General features: G+C 46.5%; 21 protein-coding genes, 1 riboswitch and 1 other annotated feature. Of the genes, 4 read left to right on the top strand and 17 right to left on the bottom strand.

What is annotated here, in order from left to right:
* Window positions 1-73: 73 nt before the first annotated feature.
* From BTA31_RS09535 to BTA31_RS09525, 3 genes are read right to left on the bottom strand one after another with little or no spacing between them, the layout of a single operon-like run.
* The gene (locus tag BTA31_RS09535; protein ID WP_076791079.1) at window positions 74-838 is read right to left on the bottom strand and encodes an NAD-dependent epimerase/dehydratase family protein; all 765 of its coding nucleotides are present in this window, start codon (window positions 836-838) and stop codon (window positions 74-76) included.
* 18 nt (window positions 839-856) lie between these two features.
* Window positions 857-1744, bottom strand: coding sequence for a dienelactone hydrolase family protein (locus BTA31_RS09530; RefSeq protein WP_076791077.1), 888 nt, complete (start codon window positions 1742-1744; stop codon window positions 857-859).
* A 31-nt stretch (window positions 1745-1775) separates the two neighbouring features.
* Complete coding sequence (locus BTA31_RS09525; RefSeq protein WP_076791074.1) at window positions 1776-3026, bottom strand: APC family permease; 1251 nt, start codon at window positions 3024-3026, stop codon at window positions 1776-1778.
* 127 nt (window positions 3027-3153) lie between these two features.
* On the opposite strand from BTA31_RS09525, the gene BTA31_RS09520 reads away from it, so the two are divergent.
* Window positions 3154-4047, top strand: a complete 894-nt coding sequence (locus BTA31_RS09520; RefSeq protein ID WP_043926265.1) for a LysR family transcriptional regulator — start codon at window positions 3154-3156, stop codon at window positions 4045-4047.
* Between the two features lie 5 nt (window positions 4048-4052).
* On the opposite strand, the gene BTA31_RS09515 is transcribed toward BTA31_RS09520, so the two are convergent.
* The 5 genes from BTA31_RS09515 to BTA31_RS09495 form a co-directional block, all read right to left on the bottom strand.
* Window positions 4053-4460 carry a VOC family protein gene (locus BTA31_RS09515; protein WP_076791073.1) on the bottom strand — a complete coding sequence of 136 codons (408 nt, stop codon included), beginning with the start codon at window positions 4458-4460 and terminating at the stop codon, window positions 4053-4055.
* Between the two features lie 127 nt (window positions 4461-4587).
* A complete protein-coding gene (gene leuS / locus BTA31_RS09510) occupies window positions 4588-7002 on the bottom strand; it encodes a leucine--tRNA ligase (protein ID WP_076791071.1) in 2415 nt (804 codons plus the stop codon).
* A 112-nt stretch (window positions 7003-7114) separates the two neighbouring features.
* Window positions 7115-7326 (bottom strand) — a binding site (T-box leader).
* Between the two features lie 103 nt (window positions 7327-7429).
* Window positions 7430-7759, bottom strand: coding sequence for a DUF4257 domain-containing protein (locus BTA31_RS09505; RefSeq protein WP_016885609.1), 330 nt, complete (start codon window positions 7757-7759; stop codon window positions 7430-7432).
* Between the two features lie 220 nt (window positions 7760-7979).
* A complete protein-coding gene (locus BTA31_RS09500; RefSeq protein WP_076791069.1) occupies window positions 7980-9161 on the bottom strand; it encodes an MDR family MFS transporter in 1182 nt (393 codons plus the stop codon).
* Between the two features lie 120 nt (window positions 9162-9281).
* Complete coding sequence (locus BTA31_RS09495; protein ID WP_043926269.1) at window positions 9282-10106, bottom strand: MetQ/NlpA family ABC transporter substrate-binding protein; 825 nt, start codon at window positions 10104-10106, stop codon at window positions 9282-9284.
* A 56-nt stretch (window positions 10107-10162) separates the two neighbouring features.
* Window positions 10163-10270, bottom strand: a riboswitch (SAM riboswitch).
* A 127-nt stretch (window positions 10271-10397) separates the two neighbouring features.
* Here BTA31_RS09495 and BTA31_RS09490 point away from each other — a divergent pair.
* Complete coding sequence (locus tag BTA31_RS09490) at window positions 10398-11078, top strand: sunset domain-containing protein (protein WP_076791067.1); 681 nt, start codon at window positions 10398-10400, stop codon at window positions 11076-11078.
* A gap of 27 nt (window positions 11079-11105) precedes the next feature.
* Here BTA31_RS09490 and BTA31_RS09485 read toward each other — a convergent pair whose 3' ends face one another.
* From BTA31_RS09485 to BTA31_RS09460, 7 genes are all read right to left on the bottom strand, one after another.
* A complete protein-coding gene (locus tag BTA31_RS09485; RefSeq protein WP_043926271.1) occupies window positions 11106-12437 on the bottom strand; it encodes an ABC transporter permease in 1332 nt (443 codons plus the stop codon).
* The gene (locus BTA31_RS09480; protein WP_076791064.1) at window positions 12427-13125 is read right to left on the bottom strand and encodes an ABC transporter ATP-binding protein; all 699 of its coding nucleotides are present in this window, start codon (window positions 13123-13125) and stop codon (window positions 12427-12429) included. The genes BTA31_RS09485 and BTA31_RS09480 overlap by 11 nt, the downstream gene beginning before the upstream one ends.
* Window positions 13126-13150: 25 nt before the next feature.
* Window positions 13151-14128, bottom strand: a complete 978-nt coding sequence (locus tag BTA31_RS09475) for a permease (RefSeq protein ID WP_076791062.1) — start codon at window positions 14126-14128, stop codon at window positions 13151-13153.
* On the bottom strand, window positions 14122-15000 hold the full coding sequence (locus BTA31_RS09470; protein WP_076791059.1) for an ATP-binding cassette domain-containing protein: 879 nt from the start codon (window positions 14998-15000) through the stop codon (window positions 14122-14124). The genes BTA31_RS09475 and BTA31_RS09470 overlap by 7 nt, the downstream gene beginning before the upstream one ends.
* Window positions 14993-15385, bottom strand: coding sequence for a GntR family transcriptional regulator (locus BTA31_RS09465; RefSeq protein ID WP_003184565.1), 393 nt, complete (start codon window positions 15383-15385; stop codon window positions 14993-14995). Before BTA31_RS09465 ends, BTA31_RS09470 begins: the two co-directional genes overlap by 8 nt.
* 41 nt (window positions 15386-15426) lie before the next feature.
* Window positions 15427-15555 carry a hypothetical protein gene (locus BTA31_RS23545; protein WP_256164402.1) on the bottom strand — a complete coding sequence of 43 codons (129 nt, stop codon included), beginning with the start codon at window positions 15553-15555 and terminating at the stop codon, window positions 15427-15429.
* Between the two features lie 126 nt (window positions 15556-15681).
* A complete protein-coding gene (locus BTA31_RS09460) occupies window positions 15682-15954 on the bottom strand; it encodes a YtzC family protein (RefSeq protein WP_076791057.1) in 273 nt (90 codons plus the stop codon).
* 152 nt (window positions 15955-16106) lie between these two features.
* Between BTA31_RS09460 and mnmL the strand changes: the two genes are divergently transcribed.
* Window positions 16107-17075, top strand: coding sequence for a tRNA modification radical SAM protein MnmL/YtqA (mnmL, locus tag BTA31_RS09455; protein WP_043926277.1), 969 nt, complete (start codon window positions 16107-16109; stop codon window positions 17073-17075).
* Window positions 17072-17656: a tRNA 5-(aminomethyl)-2-thiouridylate-methyltransferase MnmM gene (gene mnmM, locus BTA31_RS09450; protein WP_043926278.1), complete on the top strand. Its 585-nt coding sequence runs from the start codon at window positions 17072-17074 to the stop codon at window positions 17654-17656. The genes mnmL and mnmM overlap by 4 nt, the downstream gene beginning before the upstream one ends.
* Window positions 17657-17669: 13 nt before the next feature.
* Here mnmM and BTA31_RS09445 read toward each other — a convergent pair whose 3' ends face one another.
* Together BTA31_RS09445 and BTA31_RS09440 are read right to left on the bottom strand one after the other, a co-directional pair.
* Window positions 17670-18749, bottom strand: a complete 1080-nt coding sequence (locus BTA31_RS09445) for a tetraprenyl-beta-curcumene synthase family protein (RefSeq protein ID WP_043926279.1) — start codon at window positions 18747-18749, stop codon at window positions 17670-17672.
* A gap of 14 nt (window positions 18750-18763) precedes the next feature.
* Complete coding sequence (locus BTA31_RS09440; protein WP_076791054.1) at window positions 18764-19543, bottom strand: alpha/beta hydrolase; 780 nt, start codon at window positions 19541-19543, stop codon at window positions 18764-18766.
* Window positions 19544-19582: the final 39 nt, after the last annotated feature.

The following is a 19582-nucleotide window of genomic DNA, read 5'->3' as shown; positions in this document are numbered from 1 at the left end:
GAGCGTCTATAATCATTTTTTAAGCAGGATCAGGAAAGCGGAGAAAAAGATCATCACCTTAGAAGATGATACGTCAGTCTTCATCAAGGATGTCTGAGGCGCGGACTTTCGGCTTGTACCCCAGTTCCCGAATGGCGGATTCGATCGACCACGGCCGACCCTTATTGTCGCTGACAGCATAATATGTACCATATGTTTTGCCGGATTCGATCGCTGCTTTAAAGATCCCGATGAGGTCGGTGTGGGATAACAGCGTTTTTTTGCTCCTCGGTTTTGTGCGCAGCGTTTCTTGCTCATTTTCAGCGGCTGTCCCGATCCGTAGATTGATGACGGAAACCTTGGCGTCTAATTGGTGTGAGAAAAGGTAGCCGAGATTTTCGGACGCCAATTTTAGCAAGCCGTACAAGCTTTTCGACTGCGGGTAGTCATCCGTGTTGATCTGCCTCCCCAGCAGAGAATCGCCGTCCTTTTCATATACATCTGTCACATGGTTGCTGCTTGCAAATACCACCTTCGGCACGCCGAGCTCCGCCGCCGCGCGCAAAATCGTATATGTCGCTTTAAAAAAGATATCCGTCATTTTCTCAAACTCCTGCCGATCAAGCAAATCACCCGACGGCTTGACAGCCAAAAGGTTGATCACCGCATCTGTATTCGCGGGAATGCTTTTCACGACTTCATTGTAATCTGCCGCATCCACCCGGACAAAGCGGACAGCCGGCTTTTCATCCGGTTCTTTTAAATCCAGCACTGTCACCTCATATCCTTCGCCTGCCAATCCGCCCGCTAAAACGCGGCCGACCGTGCCGTTCCCTCCGATGATCGTCACCTTTTTCACAGTTATTCACCTCCTGTTTTACAGCCATGTTTTTAAGAAACCGATCGCTTTATGCCTCATTCCAGCAGTCTCGAGATGCCCTGAATGAGAGCGAAACACTTCATAGCGTTCACGGGCGTCTTTTTCTTTATACACATCGGACAGCTTTTCTTCAATGAGGTCAATCCCTTGTACTGGCGTCAGTTTATCTGCGGTTCCGACCAGGCTTAAATGAGGCCTTGGAGTGATCAAGCTTTCGATTTGAGCGGTTGAAAAGTGCTTGACCAGCCCGGGAACATACGAATAGAGATTGTGGCGGTCCAAATTCTGCGTCTTGATTAATGTTCCGCTGTCCACCTGAGCGCATATATCAACGCATACGCTGACCCGCTCATCCAATGCAGCAGTCCACCAGGCCATCAGACCTCCCATCGACATGCCGAGTGAAGCGATACGGCTTTCATCTATGTCCTCCCTCATGTTCAGATAATCGATGGCTCTGATGCTGTCGAAAACCATCATTCCCCACATCACCCGCCCTGTCCAAAGCATTTCTTTAAATATCTCACTCTCCGTTTTGCCCCGCCTGTCTCCGAAAGCCCAATGATCAATCGCAAGCACGGAGAATCCCAAGGCCGTCAATTCCTCGGCGAACGGCGGCGTTTGCAAGTACTCCGCTCCTTCAATCAGCTCCTCCTTTCCCCTTTCGTAACGACCTCCGTGTGAATGACAGTAAAGCACTGCCGGCCGCTTGCCGTTCATCTGTTTCGGTTTTGCAAAATAGGCCGGCACCGCTTCAATTCCGTTTAAATCAAGCAAAAGCGTTTCGAGAATAAAAGATGACTTTTCTTCAATTTTAAGAGTGCTCACCTCAATGCTTTTTTTCCCCGGCAAATCGCCGAGCAGTTTGAAAAGTTGACTGCGCATTGTGTTCCCCTTTCTTTTTTCGTTTGATTCATTAATACGATTTGAAAGGGTGTTTTACCTTTTTCCAGATGATAAGTTGACGGAAGTTCACAACAAACAAGGTGCTGGCAAGCATGATAAACAGTAATACCCAGGATGATGAAAACAAAAGAAGCAGCGCGAAACACCCCATGAGAAAAAGGCATACTTTTTTGTAAACGCGGCCGGATAACAGCTTGTAAGCAGCGGCAAGACCGCACAGCGAGTTGCAGATGAAAAAGGCGTTTGCGATCAGGACCAGCGTCTCAACATTAAGAAAATGAAACATCAGGCAGACGAAAACGATCGTATGGATGAGAAACATAAGCCCCAGCGCTGCCATCGGCTGATTGGCCCTTGATCTGTAGGCAAACAGCCCGCCGGCCTGCGAGGCCACCAGCCTGGCTGCTCCGCCTGTCACCTGAAAATAAGCGCACATGCAGAGGACAGCGGTGAGCACTGCGATCACCGGCAATGCAAAAGATCCGAACAACGGCGTCAGCATCTTCGCCAGCTTCAATTGCCCGTTTGCGAAGAATCCCGGATCAATCCACTGAACAGCTGCCGCAGTCGCCAAATATATGACCGTTACCGTCAGACTGCTGATTACGACGGCCCGGGGAATCGTTTTCCTGCGGTTTTTCACTTCCATACTGTAGTTGCCGATGATTTCCCATCCGACCAATGCCCAGAACAGCAGCAGCAATCCGCGGCCAAAATCGGCAAACTGAAAGGTTCCGTCTACGAGAGGCCCCTCACGGAAGTAAGGCACGGAAGCCGCGCTGCTTCCAAACAGGATGAGTGCCGCGGCAGTCGAAAAAATGAGTGCAACAATGCCGACAAATGAAAGATTAAAGCAAAGGACAACCATACAAAAGATGAAAAAAACGAAGCCGTACAGTTCAGCAGGAAATGCCGTGCCGGCCGTAAGAGAATGAATATATTCGCCGGCCGTCATTAATACGGCGGCGGGGCCGAAACTCGCAGCCATGATAAAATAAAAGACTGCCAGCTTTTTAACACGGGAACCGAACGCTTTTTCAGCCGCATAAGCAATCCCGGCATCATTCGGATACTCGACGCTCAATCTGGCAAAAACCCAGGCAAATAAAAAACCGACTCCCAACATCAACAGCCATGCAAAAATTGCATAGTCCCCCGCTGTCTGATGAATCAGCGGCGGCAGCAGAATGATTCCGGATCCTAAAATAGGCCCCGTCATCAGCCCGCTTAACAATAAAGGACCAAGCTTTTTTTCTCTCATACGGATACAATCCTTTCACAAAGTCGTTTAAAATGATTGTAATCTTGTTCAATTCATCAGTAAAATAGATATTATCGATCTGCAACTTCGAATTTTTCGATATAAGTTAAAAAAGGGGGATGACGAGATGGAGATCCGACATTTGAAAACATTCAAAACCATCGTGGATATCGGCGGTTTTACCCGTGCTGCCGATTATTTGGGTTATGCGCAGTCCACTGTGACTTCGCACGTTCAAGCAATTGAACAAGAATTAAGAAAGCCGCTGTTCTACCGGCTGGGGAAAAAAATGATGCTGACGGAAGCGGGAAAACACCTTCTCCCTTATGCCGCAGAAATGGTCGAACTGTATGAAAAAGCGAGGCACATTCCGGAAAACGACCAGGAGCCGTCAGGAAACTTGATCATCGGCGCCTCGGAATCTTTAACGGTATACAGATTGCCTGCCATTCTTCACGAATTTACAAACAAATATCCGCAGGTCACGGTCACATTAAAGTCTTCCACGTGCTGGCAGCTGAGAGACGAATTGAAGCAGGGAAAAATCGATGTCGCTTTTCTTTTGGACAACGACCGGAAAGAAAACGACCTTCATGTTGAAAAGCTGGTCAATGAGCCGATGGTGTTCATCTTTCCCAAGGAACACCCGGCAGGACAAAAAGCACTTGATGATTTGACTTTTACTGCAAATGAAACGTTTTTATATACGGAGCACGGCTGCAGCTACCGTGATTTTTTTGAGGAATATTTACGTCAAAGGGGAGTCATTGCCGACCATACGATGGAGTTTTGGAGTGTCGAAGCGATTAAACAGTGCGTGATGTGCGGTTTGGGCGTCTCCCTTCTTCCTTTGATCACAACGCGCACTGATATCGAAGAAGGAAAGCTTCAGGGCACGCTTGTCCGCGACGCCCTGTTTTCCACTCAAATGGTTTATCATAAAAACAAATGGCTTTCTCCTGCAATGGCGGCTTTTACAGATATCGTCCGCAGGAAAGCAAGAGACTGGGCACAGACATAACGTTCCTAAATGCCTTCGGTATTCATCAGCACGATCCGCCAGCCGTCCGGATCTTCCACCGTTGCCCCTTTGCCCTTCCAATACGGATTTTCAGGCGGCACTTCGTGATAGCCCATGTCAGCGAGCCTATTTAAAATGCTCATGATATCCTTCAGATCAGGAATATAAAAAACAAGCAGATTGTCTTTAGTCGGTGCCGGACAAGGGCTGCCTCCAATATGGGAGGTGAATTCAAGGTGGTATTGGACATTCGGCAGGCCGAACATGACGCCATTATACCCTTGATGGCCGGAAAAACCGCCAAGCTTTTTCAGGCCCAGCCCCTTTTCGTAAAATGCAACGATTTCGTCAAAACGGTCTGTAGGCCGGGCGATTCTAACCTGTACGGCGGAAAAATCGGAAAAATGCATCATGATCATCTCCTTTTTTCCCATTTTAAGCGGTCATGGATCATTTGAAACGAAGCGAACGGCTGAAATATTTTCATCCTTTCGGCGGAATGACAGAAAAAGCCCCTTCGGATTGAAGGGGCTTTCGCCATTAATTTGCAACAATATTTACAAGCTTTCCAGGTACAGCGATCACTTTTCTGATCGTTTTTCCTTCGAGCTGTTCTTTTACTTTTTCATTGTTTTTCGCCAGCTCTTCAAGCTGTTCTTTGTCCGCGTCGGCCGGAACGTTCAGCTTCGCTTTCACCTTTCCGTTCAGCTGAACGACGATTTCGACTTCGTCATCAACGAGTTTTGCTTCATCATAGACAGGCCATGCTTCATACGTGATCGTTTCCTCATGTCCGAGGCGGTTCCACAGCTCTTCAGCCAAATGAGGCGCGACAGGAGAAAGCAATTTCACAAAGCCTTCCATGTATTCTTTCGGAAGCTGATCAGCTTTATATGCTTCATTGATGAAGACCATCAGCTGTGAAATACCTGTATTAAAGCGCAGACCTTCGAAATGGTCCGTCACTTTCATGACCGTTTCATGGTAGACGCGCTCAAGCGTTTCGCCGGCTCCTTCAACGATCTTCTCGTTTAACCCGCCATTGTCATCGATGAACAGACGCCATACGCGGTCAAGGAAGCGGCGGGCTCCGTCAAGTCCTGTCGTTGACCAGGCAATCGATGCATCCAAAGGTCCCATGAACATTTCGTACAGCCGAAGTGTGTCTGCGCCATGCGTCTCCACAATTTCGTCCGGATTGACGACATTGCCTTTGGATTTGCTCATTTTTTCGTTGTTTTCACCAAGAATCATCCCTTGGTTATAAAGCTGTTTGAACGGCTCTTTCGTCGGAACGACCCCGATGTCATAAAGGAATTTATGCCAGAAGCGCGCATACAATAAGTGAAGTACGGCGTGTTCCGCCCCTCCGATATACATATCGACAGGAAGCCATTCCTGTAATTTTTTAGGGGAAGCCAGTTCGTTCGGGTTTTTCGGATCGATGTAGCGCAGGAAGTACCAGCAGCTTCCCGCCCATTGCGGCATCGTATTCGTTTCGCGTCTTCCCTTTTTGCCTGTTTCAGGATCTGTCACTTCCACCCATTCTTTAATGTTCGCCAGAGGGGACTCACCCGTTCCGCTCGGTTTAATTTCCGACGTTTTCGGCAAGATCAGCGGCAGCTCTTCTTCAGGAACCGGCGTCGATGTGCCGTCTTCCCAATGGATGACCGGGATCGGTTCGCCCCAGTAGCGCTGACGGCTGAACAGCCAGTCGCGGAGACGGTATGTTACCTTTTTCTCGCCCTTCCCGTTTTCCTCAAGCCACTGGGTCATTTTTTCGATCGCAGCCGCTTTATCAAGGCCGTTCAGAAAATCTGAATGGATATGTTCGCCGTCGCCTGTATATGCTTCTTTCTCAACATCCCCGCCTTTGACGACTTCTTTGATCGGCAGCCCGAATGCTGATGCAAATTCGTGGTCCCGCTCATCATGGGCAGGAACGGCCATGACCGCCCCGGTCCCGTATGTAGCCAAGACATAATCCGCAATCCAGACCGGAATTTTTTCTCCGTTTGCCGGATTGACCGCATAAGCACCTGTGAAGACGCCTGTCTTTGTTTTGGCAAGGTCTGTCCGCTCTAAGTCGCTCTTTGATTGCACTTCTTCGATATAGGCGTTGACTGCGTCTTTCTGTTCAAGCGTCGTGATTTTTTGAACCAAATCGTGCTCCGGAGCCAGCACGGCATATGTCGCACCAAATAATGTGTCAGGCCGCGTTGTGAAAACCGTAAACGTTTCATCTGTGCCGTCGACCGCAAAATGAACATGCGCCCCTTCAGAACGGCCGATCCAGTTGCGCTGCATCTCTTTAATACTTTCCGGCCAGTCGAGTTCTTCCAGATCTTCAAGCAGGCGGTCGGCATAAGCGGTAATCTTCAGCATCCACTGCTTCATTGGACGGCGTTCTACAGGATGACCGCCGCGTTCGCTTTTGCCGTCGATGACTTCTTCATTGGCAAGAACGGTTCCAAGCGCAGGACACCAGTTTACAGGGACTTCATCTACATAAGCGAGACCTTTTTCGTAAAGCTTTAAGAAAATCCACTGCGTCCATTTATAGTAGTCCGGATCTGTTGTATTGACTTCTCTGTCCCAGTCATACGAAAAACCGAGCGCTCTGATCTGGCGGCGGAAGTTGTCAATGTTCTGCTCGGTAAAGACGGCAGGATCGTTTCCCGTATCCAGCGCATATTGTTCGGCAGGAAGCCCGAATGCATCCCAGCCCATCGGATGGAGGACATTGTACCCTTGCATCCGTTTCATGCGGGACAAAATGTCAGTTGCTGTATAGCCTTCAGGGTGTCCGACGTGAAGGCCTGCGCCTGACGGATACGGAAACATGTCCAATGCATAAAATTTCGGTTTGGATTTATCTTCACGCGTGGCAAACGTTTTATTATTCAGCCAATAGTCCTGCCACTTTTTCTCGATTGTTTGATGGTCAAAACTCAATTGTAAAAACCTCCTTTGAATATGTGTACGGCTTCTTTGTCTTCAAGTATGGACGGGACTGGCAGCGTTATATTCAGATTATTCTAAAATCAAAAAAACTCTCTCATCCCTAAGAAGGGACGAGAGATTCGATTTCCCGCGGTACCACCCTTGTTAGTGTGCACGCGGCACACTCACTTGATATCTGTAACGCAGATACGCGACAGCAGCTTATCACTGCTGCAACTCTGAGGTGAGTTCGGAAGCTCATTTGATTGACTTTCACCAGCCGTCAACTCTCTGAAACAAAATGGGCTTCTTACTGCTCCTCTTCACTGTTCTTGCCGTAACCGTAATCTTATCTGTATTTTATAGAATTCTGTTCATAAGTGCAAGCAGGTTTGTATACAATGGGAATGTGCTGAAAAAAAGGGTAAGAGTGAGGATCTTAATCGTGTGGAGATTTGTTTTGCCGTTCGGAGTTCTGTACATTTGCCTGCTGTTCTCTGACAAAGTCAAAGCTTCTCAATACAGCTTCACCGCCGTAGCCGGCAATGATCGATAAAACGACAAGCTGAATTCCAGAATCAGGTTCCGCAGATAAAACAAGCAAAATAGAAGCAACCATTCCGACAAGAATATCTTCAAAAAATCCAAGGTAAATGAACCGTTTCGTTGTTCTCGGTTTCTCGAGGCGTCCTCTTTTTTTAACGTGCCCGAGAACCCCCATAATCCCTCCAATCAAACAAGCAACCAAAACTTGATGCAGCATCTTCATCACCTTCCTAAAGCCCTTAGTTTAGTCAAGCGACTTCAGGCCATCGAGCAGCCCCCCTAGACCCCTTGCGATGATATTCGATACTACCATACAGAAAATGTGTTCTGTCTGAGAAGAAAAAAAGCTTGTTTCTTCCATTATATGTGAAGAATTGGTTGATAATCTTGATTCCTTCGATTCATTTTCGAATAATTACAATTACCTATTTTTTCTATGTCACTCACGCATCTGATTGAGCGGAGAGCTGCTTTTCCTTCCTGTCGTATAAAAACGCCGTCCCTATGGCGATCAGCAGCAATACGAGCAGAACCGCGAGCAAAAGCTGCATATTGAAATAATCAACCAGCATTCCGCCAAAAAGCGGCCCGATCATTCTTCCGCCGGTCGCCATACTGTTGACAAACCCTTGATAAAATCCTTCTTTCCCCCTCGGGGCGAGACGGTTTGCGATTGTCGGCACAGCCGGCCACACAAGCATTTCGCCAATGGTCAGCACAACCATCGCGGCAAGAAACGCAGGAAACCGTTCAGCGCCAAACAAAATTCCGTATGCCATCATAAAAATGACAAATCCGATCACGATTTGGTTTTTCAGCGATTCGGCAAACCGTTTCACAAAAAAACCGAGCAACGGCTGACCGAAAACAATGAGCGCCCCGTTCACTGTCCAAAGCACGCTGTACTGTCCCAGAGATATCCCCAGCTCCTGGGTATGTGAAGCGATGGTCGAGGACCATTGCGAATAAGCGACCCAGCCGAGCAGGTAGCCCGTACATATAACCAAAAGCGCGGAAAATCTCGATTTCCCGTTGACTGAATCGGCATGATCCAAGACAGAAGACTGCATGGTTTTTTCAGAGCGGATGCGTCTAAATCCGAAAAACGCAATCATGAAAAAGACGGCATACAGCATCGCATTCGCCAGAAAAACATACGTAAATGAAAAAGATGCGACAATTCCACCGAGCGCTGAACCGACTGCCACCCCTGCATTTTGCGCCACGTATACAGCATTGAACGGCTTTCTGCCGCCTTCCGGCCAAACCGAGCCGGCCATTGCATAGCATGCCGGAAAAACGATCCCTGATCCAAAACCGGCCAATGTCAAGAAAAGAATGTATTGGAACCAATCATGAAAAAAGACGAGGCCAGAAAGGCTCGCAAACGTGATTACAATTCCAAGAACAACCGTTTTAAATCCGCCGATTTTATCGAATAGATATCCCCCGAACAGGTTGCCCAGCACATTTGCCCCTGAGTTCAGCATCAGCACAAATCCGGCCGCTGTCAGCGACTTTCCCAAATGCTGATGGATATAGATGGTATTCAGCGGCCATAAAAAAGACGCCCCTGTGACATTGATAAACATTCCGATGACCAAAAGCCATAATGTGCGCGGCATAGCGTTTCCTTCTTTCTCTTTAGCATTCCCTCTAGATTCTATTCGTTTTGCCCATTTTTTTCAATTGACACGTTTTCGATTTTCAACATAAAAAACCCCCTTTTGAAAGGGGGGATTTGTTTATGATTGCGTCATCCATTTCGGCTTTCCGAAGCCGGCGAATTCCCGATCGATCGCATCTTCGAAAGCTTTGGATTTGACCGCTTCTTTGAGATCTTTGGCGAATGGCTTGTCTTTGTTTTTTTCATCCACCACCACTTGATTGCGGTAGCGGTCAGGCATGTTCTCAAGCGCCAGCGCGTCCTGCAGCTTCATATTGGCGGAGAGAGCGAAATTTCCCGGAACGGCCGCGATATCCAGGTCATCGACAGCTCTTGGAAGATTGGCGGATTCAAGCTGTTTAAATGTCAGCTTTTTCGGATTTTCCGCAATATCCTGCACAGAGGCTTTCAATGTGTCGACATCGCTTTTCAGCCGAATCAGCCCCTGATCCTGAAGGGTTAAAAATGCCCTGGCAGCATTTGCCGGATCGTTTGGAACCGCCACTTCCGCTCCCGTTTTGACATCGTTCAAGTCGTTATATTTTGCAGAATAGAGACCCATCGGAGCAGTCGGCACAGAAATGAGAGCGGCAAGATTTTTATTGTTTTCTTGATTGTATGACTTCATAAAAACCTCGTGCTGAAACAAATTGGCGTCGAGTTCGCCTTCGCTTAACGCCGTGTTCGGCTGTACATAATCGGTGAATTCGACCACTTCCACTTTGTAGCCTTTTTTCTCAAGCTCAGGTTGAATCGCTTTTTTGACCATGTCGTAATACGGTCCTGCAGTAGCGCCTATTTTGATCGTTTTGCCGTCGCTTTCGGCACTGTTTCCGCATGCGGCCAGAAGCGCCAGACTCAAGGCCAGTCCCAGCGCAGAAGTCCATTTTAATAACTTGTTCATGTTGATCTCCTCCTCCAAAATAAAAAAACTCTTTCAGCCGTCTGAAAGAGTTGTTCAACTTATCTTTCAGAATGCGCCTGACATTCTGCTGGATTTAGCACCTTGCACTGCTGCAGGTTGCTGAGATTTCGCCGGGCCAGTCCCTCCATCTCTCTTTATAAGCTGCATATTCGGTTTTTAAATGATTTCTTTATTTTACGTTTGAATATTTAGATTTGCAAGAAGTTTTTCGATATAAACATTTTTTTTTTAAGCTAAAATATAGTTATCAAATAAGAAAGGAGACGAATCATGGAATCTCTCATGTTGATCGGGTTTTTATCCTTCCTTTTTTCCATCTGCTATCTTGTATTTCATTTGATCAAAAGGATCTTTTCTCCAGGCAAAAGGTTTTCCAAGAAACTCTTTTATCCTTGTTTTGCAGGCGGACTTCTCCTCTTGATCATCTCTGCACCTTATTATGATGAGGAAACATATGCCGTCGATGAGACAAAAACGGAGGATCTGACAGTCGAGATTCAGGAACTGAAAACTGAACACAGCGCTTTGCAAAAGGAGCAAACCGCATTAAAGCAGCAGGTCAAACAAGCAAACGAAAAACTGAAGGCAGTCAAAACGGAGAATGACACATTAAAAAATGAAAACGAAAAACTGACAAAAGAAAAAGACTCGCTTACGAAAAAAACAAAATCGCTGACAGAAAAACTGGCCAAGGCTGAAGAAAAAAGCAGCGGTGCCGAAACCTCTGTAAAAGAAAAGAACGCCGCCGCTCAGGCCGGGACGTCACACAGCGCGCCAGCCGCTAAGAAAAGCAGCGCTGAAAGCAAACAGGAGTGCAAAATCAAAGGAAGCGTCAACCATATTTATCATACACCGGGAAGTACCTATTATGACCGCACGAAAAACGTCGCTCGCTGGTTCTGCACAGAACAGGAGGCGCTTGATGCGGGGTACAGACCGCCGAAACGTTAAAAAGCCGGCATAGCGCCGGCTTTTTCTTTACAGCTCTCTTCTTAATGCTGTCAGCACGTTCGTTCTTGTCGCTTTAATGGCCGGATTCAGGCCTGAAAGAATGGCGACGCCTGCACTGATCAAGGTCGCGATGAGGACAAGACTGACAGGAATGTACGAGAAGGTGATGCTGAGGTCTGCTGCACTCGCTTCTCCTTCTGAAACCGATGATAAAATGACAGGAATAATCTTGTTCACTAAAAAGCTGACACCGTATGAAATGATAATACCTAAAACAGATCCTAAGATACCGATATAGGCGCTTTCCAGCAGGAACATTCGGCGGATCACATTCGGACTCGCCCCGATCGCTTTCATAATGCCGATTTCCTGCGTCCGCTCTGTAACCGCCATTGTCATCGTGTTGAAAATGCCGATCGCTGAAATCAAGACGGCAATGACTCCGACAAAGATCAAACCGATTTTAAAAGCCATGAAAAAAAGATTGATGCTTTCGAGTTTTTTCGTTATTGAATCGACGTAGAAGCCTTCATCCTCCAAATCTGTTGTCAGCTGTCCGACATGTTCAAAGTTATCCGCGTAAACCGAAAGCGTTTTTTCGATCATGCCGCTGTCTTTGTCCGCCTTCAGAAAACCGGTGATGTCTTTTTGCATGTCGTCGCTGACATAGACTGTTGAATCGCTCGCCCATTCATAAGAAGGTTTTTTCGTCACTCCGACAACTTTCAGATCGTATGTTTTCGCCTTCCCTTCTTCACCTGTTTTTTCATCCATTTTTGAAATCTTTAATTCAATCGTTTTGCCGAGAATATCTTCTTCGTATCCTTTTGGTTCCTTTACTTCCTCAGCATTATTTTCCATCTGCTTTTCATAATCTGCGGCTTCTTTTTTCGTCCAGAGGTTCTTCCCGAAATGGTAGCCGACGACGATTTCATTCGGTGTTTTCGCTACGCGGCCGCGATCGAGTTTGATATTGGCTTTTTGCTCAGCGGCCATGTCAGTAATCGAGATATGCGAAATTTGATTGTTGGTCCTGCTGCCCAATTTTGCTTCAGCAGGTGCGTACACCCCCGTGCGCTCGATAATCGCAGACACATCTTTGCGGTTTTCAAACTCTTTCAAGTCTTTCTTTTGAACTTTCTGATCGCTCTTTCCTTCTTTTCCGACAACCTGAATTTCAGTGACAATCTGCTCTTTCATCAGCTGTTCAGTCATCGATTTTTGCAGGCCGAATCCGACCGATGCGAGCACGATTAAAAACGCGCAGGCCACTGTTGTTGCGAGAATGGTCATGAATACACGCAGGCGGTTTTTCTTCATATTTCTTCTAATGAACTTCAACTGATCCTTAAACTTCAACAGTCTCTCCCCCTTTCTCTAACACGCCGTCAAATAAATGAAATTTCGTTTTGGCGATCGATGCCACCTCGTCATCGTGCGTGATGATGACAAATGTAATGCCGCGCTCCCTGTTCAGCTGCCGAATGAATTCGAGGATTTCCTGCTCTGTTTCGGAATCCAGGCTTCCGGTCGGCTCGTCGGCTAAAATGATTGAAGGATTCAAAATTAAAGCGCGGGCGATGCTGACGCGCTGCTGCTGTCCGCCTGAAAGCTCATTCGGATAGTGGCCGGCATGGTTTTCAAGGCCGACGCGGTGAAGCATTTCATTGACGCGCTGCTTCCGCTCCGACGGATGAACACCTTTTAAAGTTAGAGGCAGTTCGATATTTTCAAAAGTCGTCAAGCTCGGAATCAGCTGAAAACTTTGAAAGATGAAGCCGAAATGTTCAAGCCTGAATGCGGCCCATTCTTTTTCGCTGTACTTCGTGACATCCGTGCCGTCGATGACGATGTTGCCTTTTGTCGGGGCAATGTAGCCGGAAATCAAGTTCAGCAGTGTCGACTTTCCGGAGCCGCTCCGTCCGACAATGCAGGCGATTTCGCCTTTTTCAACGGTAAGCGAGACGTCCTTTAACACTTTAATTTCATTTTCTCTCCCCTTTTTGCCGACTTTAAACGAGTGGTGAATATGCTCTACACTGATCATTTGTAAATCTCCTCTCCATTTTGGATTACAGCTGTTTTATTTTTTTAAAAATCAAGAAGTAACTGATTAAAAATCCGACTGCCGAACCGATCAACATACCGAAGATATAGCTGTACAGGCTTGAGCCAGAGGCTGTCCCGAATCCCCAGATGCCGAATAAAATAACAAGGATTTGAATCGGACGATCCATTTTTCCCCAAAGAAAAAAATGTCCGTTCCGTTCAATCTGCTGTCTGATAAAGCAGAAGTAGCCGATTATATAAAACAAGATCCCCATGGCGAGCGGAATAAGCGTAAAGGCCAGGCTGCCGTCTTGAATGCCGAAACGGTTGAGGTATATGATCGGCGTTATATAATCTAATAGTTCTGTTTCACCATAAAAGAAAGCAGGGTCATACCCAAAGAAACCTAGGATGATTCGAAAGTTGGCCAACGGAAGCCCGATCAGCAAATACGGCAGAATCGATGCTGAAAAAGCAACGATCATTTGGGCCAGCGGATTGCCGGTCATCGCGCCCGCCGCCATGACAAGCGAGTAGACCATAAAGCAGAAGATGACCGACCCGATAAAATACTCATGGAAATGGACGACGTCAATCTTATATAAAACAATCAAGGCATAAGATAAAAAGTAAGATAATAGCTGGGCTGTTAAAAGAATTGAAATGCCAAAGAAATATTTCGTATTGAAAATGACGCCGCGTTGATAAGGGAGGCCGAGTGTAAAATCAAGCGTTCCTCTGCTCCGTTCAAACCCGATCTGGCTGAGCGCAAGCGCGACTCCGCCAACCCAGAACATTCTGATAGTCCCGCTCAGCTCATAATCTTTATATAAAACGCACTCTATATCGGGAAATTTTTTCTGTTGTGCAAGGCATCCCTGGTACTGGAAATAATCATTCAAAATCGCTAGCGGTTCACTCAGCATCACCGCTGCGAACACAACTAAAAAAATCCAAAAATGCTGTTTCCACTCTTTATATAAAAGTCCGCGCTCTACCATCTTCGCTTACCTCCATACTTCGCGATGAATACTTCCTCTAGACTGACCGGAAGCTCGTTCCAAACTTTCGGAGACAAACTTTTTAGAAATTGTTTGCTCACATCGTCTTCTTTCGGAATCAACACCGTATAAAACACGCCGGTGTGATCCAAAACAGGGATTTCCCTTTCCCTGATTTTCAAATTGACATCTTCTTCAAATGCCATTTGGATTTTAATAAAATCGCCTTTCAGTTCATCAAGATCCATGATATTCGACAATGTATTGTCTTCGAGAAAACCGATTCGGTTGCACATTCTTTCAATATCCTCAAGCCGGTGGGATGTGATGAGAATCGTCGTGTTGTTTTCAGCCACTTCATCGACCATCAGCTGAAGAACGTCTTGTCTTGTGACGGCATCAATGCCGTCTGTCGGCTCATCAAGCAGGATGACCGCCGGCCGGATCGCAAATGACAAGATCAGCGACATTTGCTTTTTCAATCCTGTAGACAATTCCCTGTACTTTTTTGTTTCGGGAATATCGTACCGGTTCATTAATTCATTCGCATATGTAACATCAAAATCCGGATAAATGTTACGTAAAATATTGACGAGCTGTTTGTAATTGTATTTTTCGAAATAGGTGTTTTGAACCGGCATATAGACGATGTTGCGCTTGACGAGCGGATGGTCCTTCACCTTGACGCTGCCGAAAAAGATATCTCCCTCATCAAGCAGCAGGATTTGCTGAATCAGGCGGAGAAGCGTCGTTTTCCCAGAGCCGTTTCTTCCGAGCAGTCCGAAAATCTCTCCTTCCTCCAGCTTAAAGGAGATGTTTTTGAGTATTTGTTTTCCGTCAATCGTTTTTGACACAGATTTGAGCTCAATCATTCACTTCGCCTCCTCTCACTTCTTCGTCGATTTCCGCCATCCACTCCTGCAACTTTTTGGTGTCGATCCCCGCGTAATGCGCATCGATGATCAGCTGCTTTAACTGCTCTTTAATCATCGCAATCTTCCCTTCATCAAGCGTAACTTTCGCGTTTTCTGAAATATACGTTCCTCTTCCCCTCAACGTTTCAATAATTCCTTCCCGTTCAAGTTCTTTATAGGCTTTGCTGACCGTATTCGGGTTTGCAATGATAATGGTTGCAAGCTCTCTGACAGAAGGAAGTTTATCTCCAGGCTTGATTATCCCTTTTAAGCAAAGCTCTTTCATCTGCTGGATAATCTGCTCATAGATCGGGGTTGAGCTTCTCGGATCGATTTGAATCATCTATCTCCCTTCTTTCTCGTTCAATCTCAGGTCATTCACTTTTAAAAAAACACGTATCCCAAATTTTCTTGAATTATAAAGCCCAGCTTCGCAAGTACAAACAAGAACGAACAGGCAATGATAAACGCCACGACCACCATTGGCGTTACTTTTTTATGTTTATCACTCATGAGTATTGCTCCTTTACATGTGTGTGTTAATTGTATTACTCGATATAGTACACCTAATACATTAAATACATCGTCTTTTTTTGTCAATCACTTTTTTCAAAAAAAATGAACCCTTTCAAAAAGGGTTCATCTTTCATACGATCTCTGCAGAATCATATTGTTTTGAAGGGTTTGCAGCTGAAGCCTTTTGCGGTAAATTTCCTCCCTTTGCTGCTCATTGGCAAACAGCGAAAGCTTGTTTAATTCATTGACCGCGTTTTCAAGCATCACCTGCGCATCGCTGTACTCTGTCTCATTGTAATGTTCCTGCCTGCTTGCAGTTTCAAATTGAGATAAAGCATAATCATAAGCATCTTCGCTTCTTTGGATGTGCTCTCCGACGGATTGTCTTGTAGCCAAAGAAAACCCCTCCTTAATGGAAAAATCCATCGTGATTAGTTTGGCCATCACAGCCGTGATCATTGAAGAAAATAATTGGGAATCGGTTTGTTCTTATCGTGTTTATTTGCTACAATTTTAGGATGCGTGATACTAAAAGGAGGTCCTTTTGTTTGCATCAAAACAACCCTTTTCCATATACGAACAGTGAAAAACGATATCATACATGGAATTATCATTTGAGAAATCATTTCGGTCATAAAGTGTTTAAAGTCGCCCTTGACGGAGGCTTTGACTGCCCGAACCGCGACGGCACGGTCGCACACGGCGGATGCACATTTTGCAGCGCCGCAGGGAGCGGAGACTTTGCGGGAAACCGTGCCGACGATCTGATTACCCAATTTAATGAAGTGCGCGACAGAATGCATGAAAAATGGAAAGACGGCAAATACATGGCGTACTTTCAAGCATTTACGAACACGCACGCTCCTGTCAGCGTTCTTCGCGAAAAATACGAAACGGTCCTCGGCCTTGACGGCGTAGTCGGCCTTTCAATTGCAACCCGGCCGGACTGTCTTCCTGACGATGTTGTCGAATATCTTGCCGAGCTTAATGAACGAACATACCTCTGGGTAGAACTCGGCCTTCAGACCGTTCATGAACGGACGGCTGATTTGATCAACCGCGCCCATGATTTCGACTGCTATGTGGAAGGTGTGAACAAGCTGAGGAAACACGGCATCCGCGTCTGCTCTCACATCATTAACGGGCTGCCTCTCGAAGACCGCGGCATGATGATGGAAACCGCAAAAGCCGTCGCCGATTTGGACGTGCAGGGGATTAAAATCCATCTGCTGCACCTGTTAAAAGGAACGCCAATGGTGAAGCAGTATGAAAAAGGAAAATTAACGTTCCTTTCTCAAGATGAATATGTCCAGCTTGTCTGCGATCAGCTTGAAATTCTTCCTCCGGAAATGATCATTCACCGAATTACGGGTGACGGACCGATCGAATTGATGGTCGGACCGATGTGGAGCGTCAATAAATGGGAAGTCTTAAACGCCATCAACGGAGAACTGGAAAGGCGCGGCAGCTATCAGGGGAAATGGTTCAACAAGGCGAAAGAAGGCATGGCCACATGAAACTCAAGAAGATCCTCCCGTATGCGAAAGAACTGCTGAAAACAGCCGCAGGCGAAGGAGACATCGTCATTGATGCGACAATGGGAAACGGACATGATACTTATTTTTTAGCAGAACTTGTCGGTGAAAGCGGACATGTCTATGCCTTTGATATCCAGGAAGAGGCGCTGATCCATACCGCGGAAAGGCTTGGAGAAAAGCACCGCGGCAACGTCACCCTGATTCAAAAAAGCCACGATCAACTGATTCAATCGCTTCCGTCTGAAGCGATCGGCCGTGTGTCAGCAGCCGTCTTTAATCTCGGGTATTTGCCGGGCGGGGACAAAGCGGTAACAACAAGAAGCGAGTCGACCATTTCAAGCATCGAGCAGATGCTGCACATCCTGAAAGACGAAGGGCTGATCGTGCTTGTCGTCTATCACGGCCATCCTGAAGGAAAAAGGGAGAAGGAAGACCTTCTCGAATTTTGTTCTAAGCTTGACCAGGATAAAGCGCGCGTCCTTTGCTATCAATATTTAAACCAGCGGAATGATCCGCCGTTTATTATCGCCATTGAAAAAAAAGCTCAAATCAGCAAATGATTTGAGCTTTTCTTTACGAGCTTTTCATCCACGGCATTTTTTGAATTTTGCGGTATGCCCTGCCATTAATATAGAAAAAGAACGATGTTTTGCCACTCGCTTTAATCAGCTTTTTCGCAAGCCGGCCGATTTCCTTCTGGCCCGCTACTTTGTCATCCGACAAATAAACGCCTAACAGACCTCTGTTGATCAAACGGTGAAAGTTTTCGTGTGGAATCCCGCGCAAATGTTCATCCGCCATTTCGATAAAATATTCGAGCCTTTCCATCATATCTGAATGTGATGGGTAATAAGTGCAGAAATTCAAATCTCCGCCGATTAGATCTTCCTCCTGGTCAATTAAATAATCGAGCAGAATATGCAGTCCCTGTATGTACGGAAAATAGCTGTCGCGGATCTTTCCGGCCATCGATTCAGTAAAATCGGGACGGACGGAATACGATACGAGGCAAAAAATGCCGAGTGTTGAACCCGCACAGGCTGAGAACTCATACCATTCCATTTTCGGCAGAGCCGATTTATAATTCTCAAACCACGCTTCAAGCCGGGGAACGCGCTCATGCTCCACGACGTGTTTATGAACTTGCAGGTCGCAGTAGTAGCTGCAAAGCTCAAGCAGATGCTCCTTGATCAGATCATAGTTCTCAATTTCCGCAAGCACGCCTTGGCATGTTTTCACTAAGTCGTGCAAATAACCTTGATCATCCTGGTCTTCCCTGAATCGGTAATAGTTTTTCAATTCAGCCCCGACTGTCAGCGCGTCTTTCATCGACTGGTGAAGCATAGTAAAATCATCCGGATCAAGCGAGGTGCTCCGATCGCATAGATTGTCGAGATAGTCGCTTATCGTCTGATACGCCGTAATAAACCGGATCGACTGCTCGATTTTGTCGCCTGAAAGGAGGGCCATAATGCCGCCGCCTTCACAGTGAAAGGTTTTATCCCTGATGCTGGCTTTCGCCTGCGTTTTCAACTCGGGATTTTGAATCGTTTCAGCTTTTCGTTTCCACTTGTCCAATTCCTGATGAACAAGGGGAAAAACTTCTCTGTATACTTTAGCCATTAATCCAAAAGGATGCTCCGGTACTGCCAAAGAATGCACCTCCATTATGTCATATACTGTTCCGCAAACGCTCTGGCCGCTTTAAAAACGTCTTCCCGCTCAGGCTCATTGAAAATTTCGTGATATAAGTCCTCCCATTCCCTGTACGTCTTATTGTGGGAAGCAAGCTGGTTAAACCACTTGACGACCATTTTTTTGTCGACAAGCCAGTCTGTGCCCGCCTGCATGACAAAGAGCGGGATGTTGAGAAAGGCGTCCGTCGGCTCCATCGCGCTTTTCAACGCTTTTAACATTTCTTGATACCATCTGACAGAAACTTTTGTGATATATAATGAATCGTTGATGTCCATTTCGATGACTTCTTTGTTTCTCGTCGCTTTATCAGGCGTGATCCCGGATTCAAACCGCATGGACGGGGCCAAAACGTTGAGCCCTTTGGAAATCCAGTCCAGAAATTTGTTCGGCTTTATTTGCAGCCCGAGACAAGGGGATGATAAAATGAGACCGGCAATGCCGCTTTGCTGCTGCTTAAACCATTCGATCGCAATCAGGCCGCCCATGCTGTGCCCGAGCATAAACACAGGCAGTTCATATGCTTTCGCCCTGGCGACCCATTTGTCCACTTCATCAATATATTCTTGAAATGAGCGTATATGTCCTCTTTCTCTTGTCGAAGTTCCCTGGCCGGGCAAATCCCCCATCACGACATTAAACCCGGATGAACGCCACATTTCGGACAGCCATTTATACCGCCCGTGATGCTCACATGCACCGTGAATGATGACAATTGAAGCAACAGGTCTTTCCGCTTCCATGCACCACATGCTGACCACCTCACACAATTTTATAAATGAAAGGATGAA

Source organism: Bacillus haynesii, assembly GCF_001969855.1.
Taxonomy (GTDB): domain Bacteria; phylum Bacillota; class Bacilli; order Bacillales; family Bacillaceae; genus Bacillus; species Bacillus haynesii.
This window is presented reverse-complemented; position numbering and strand designations above follow the sequence as displayed.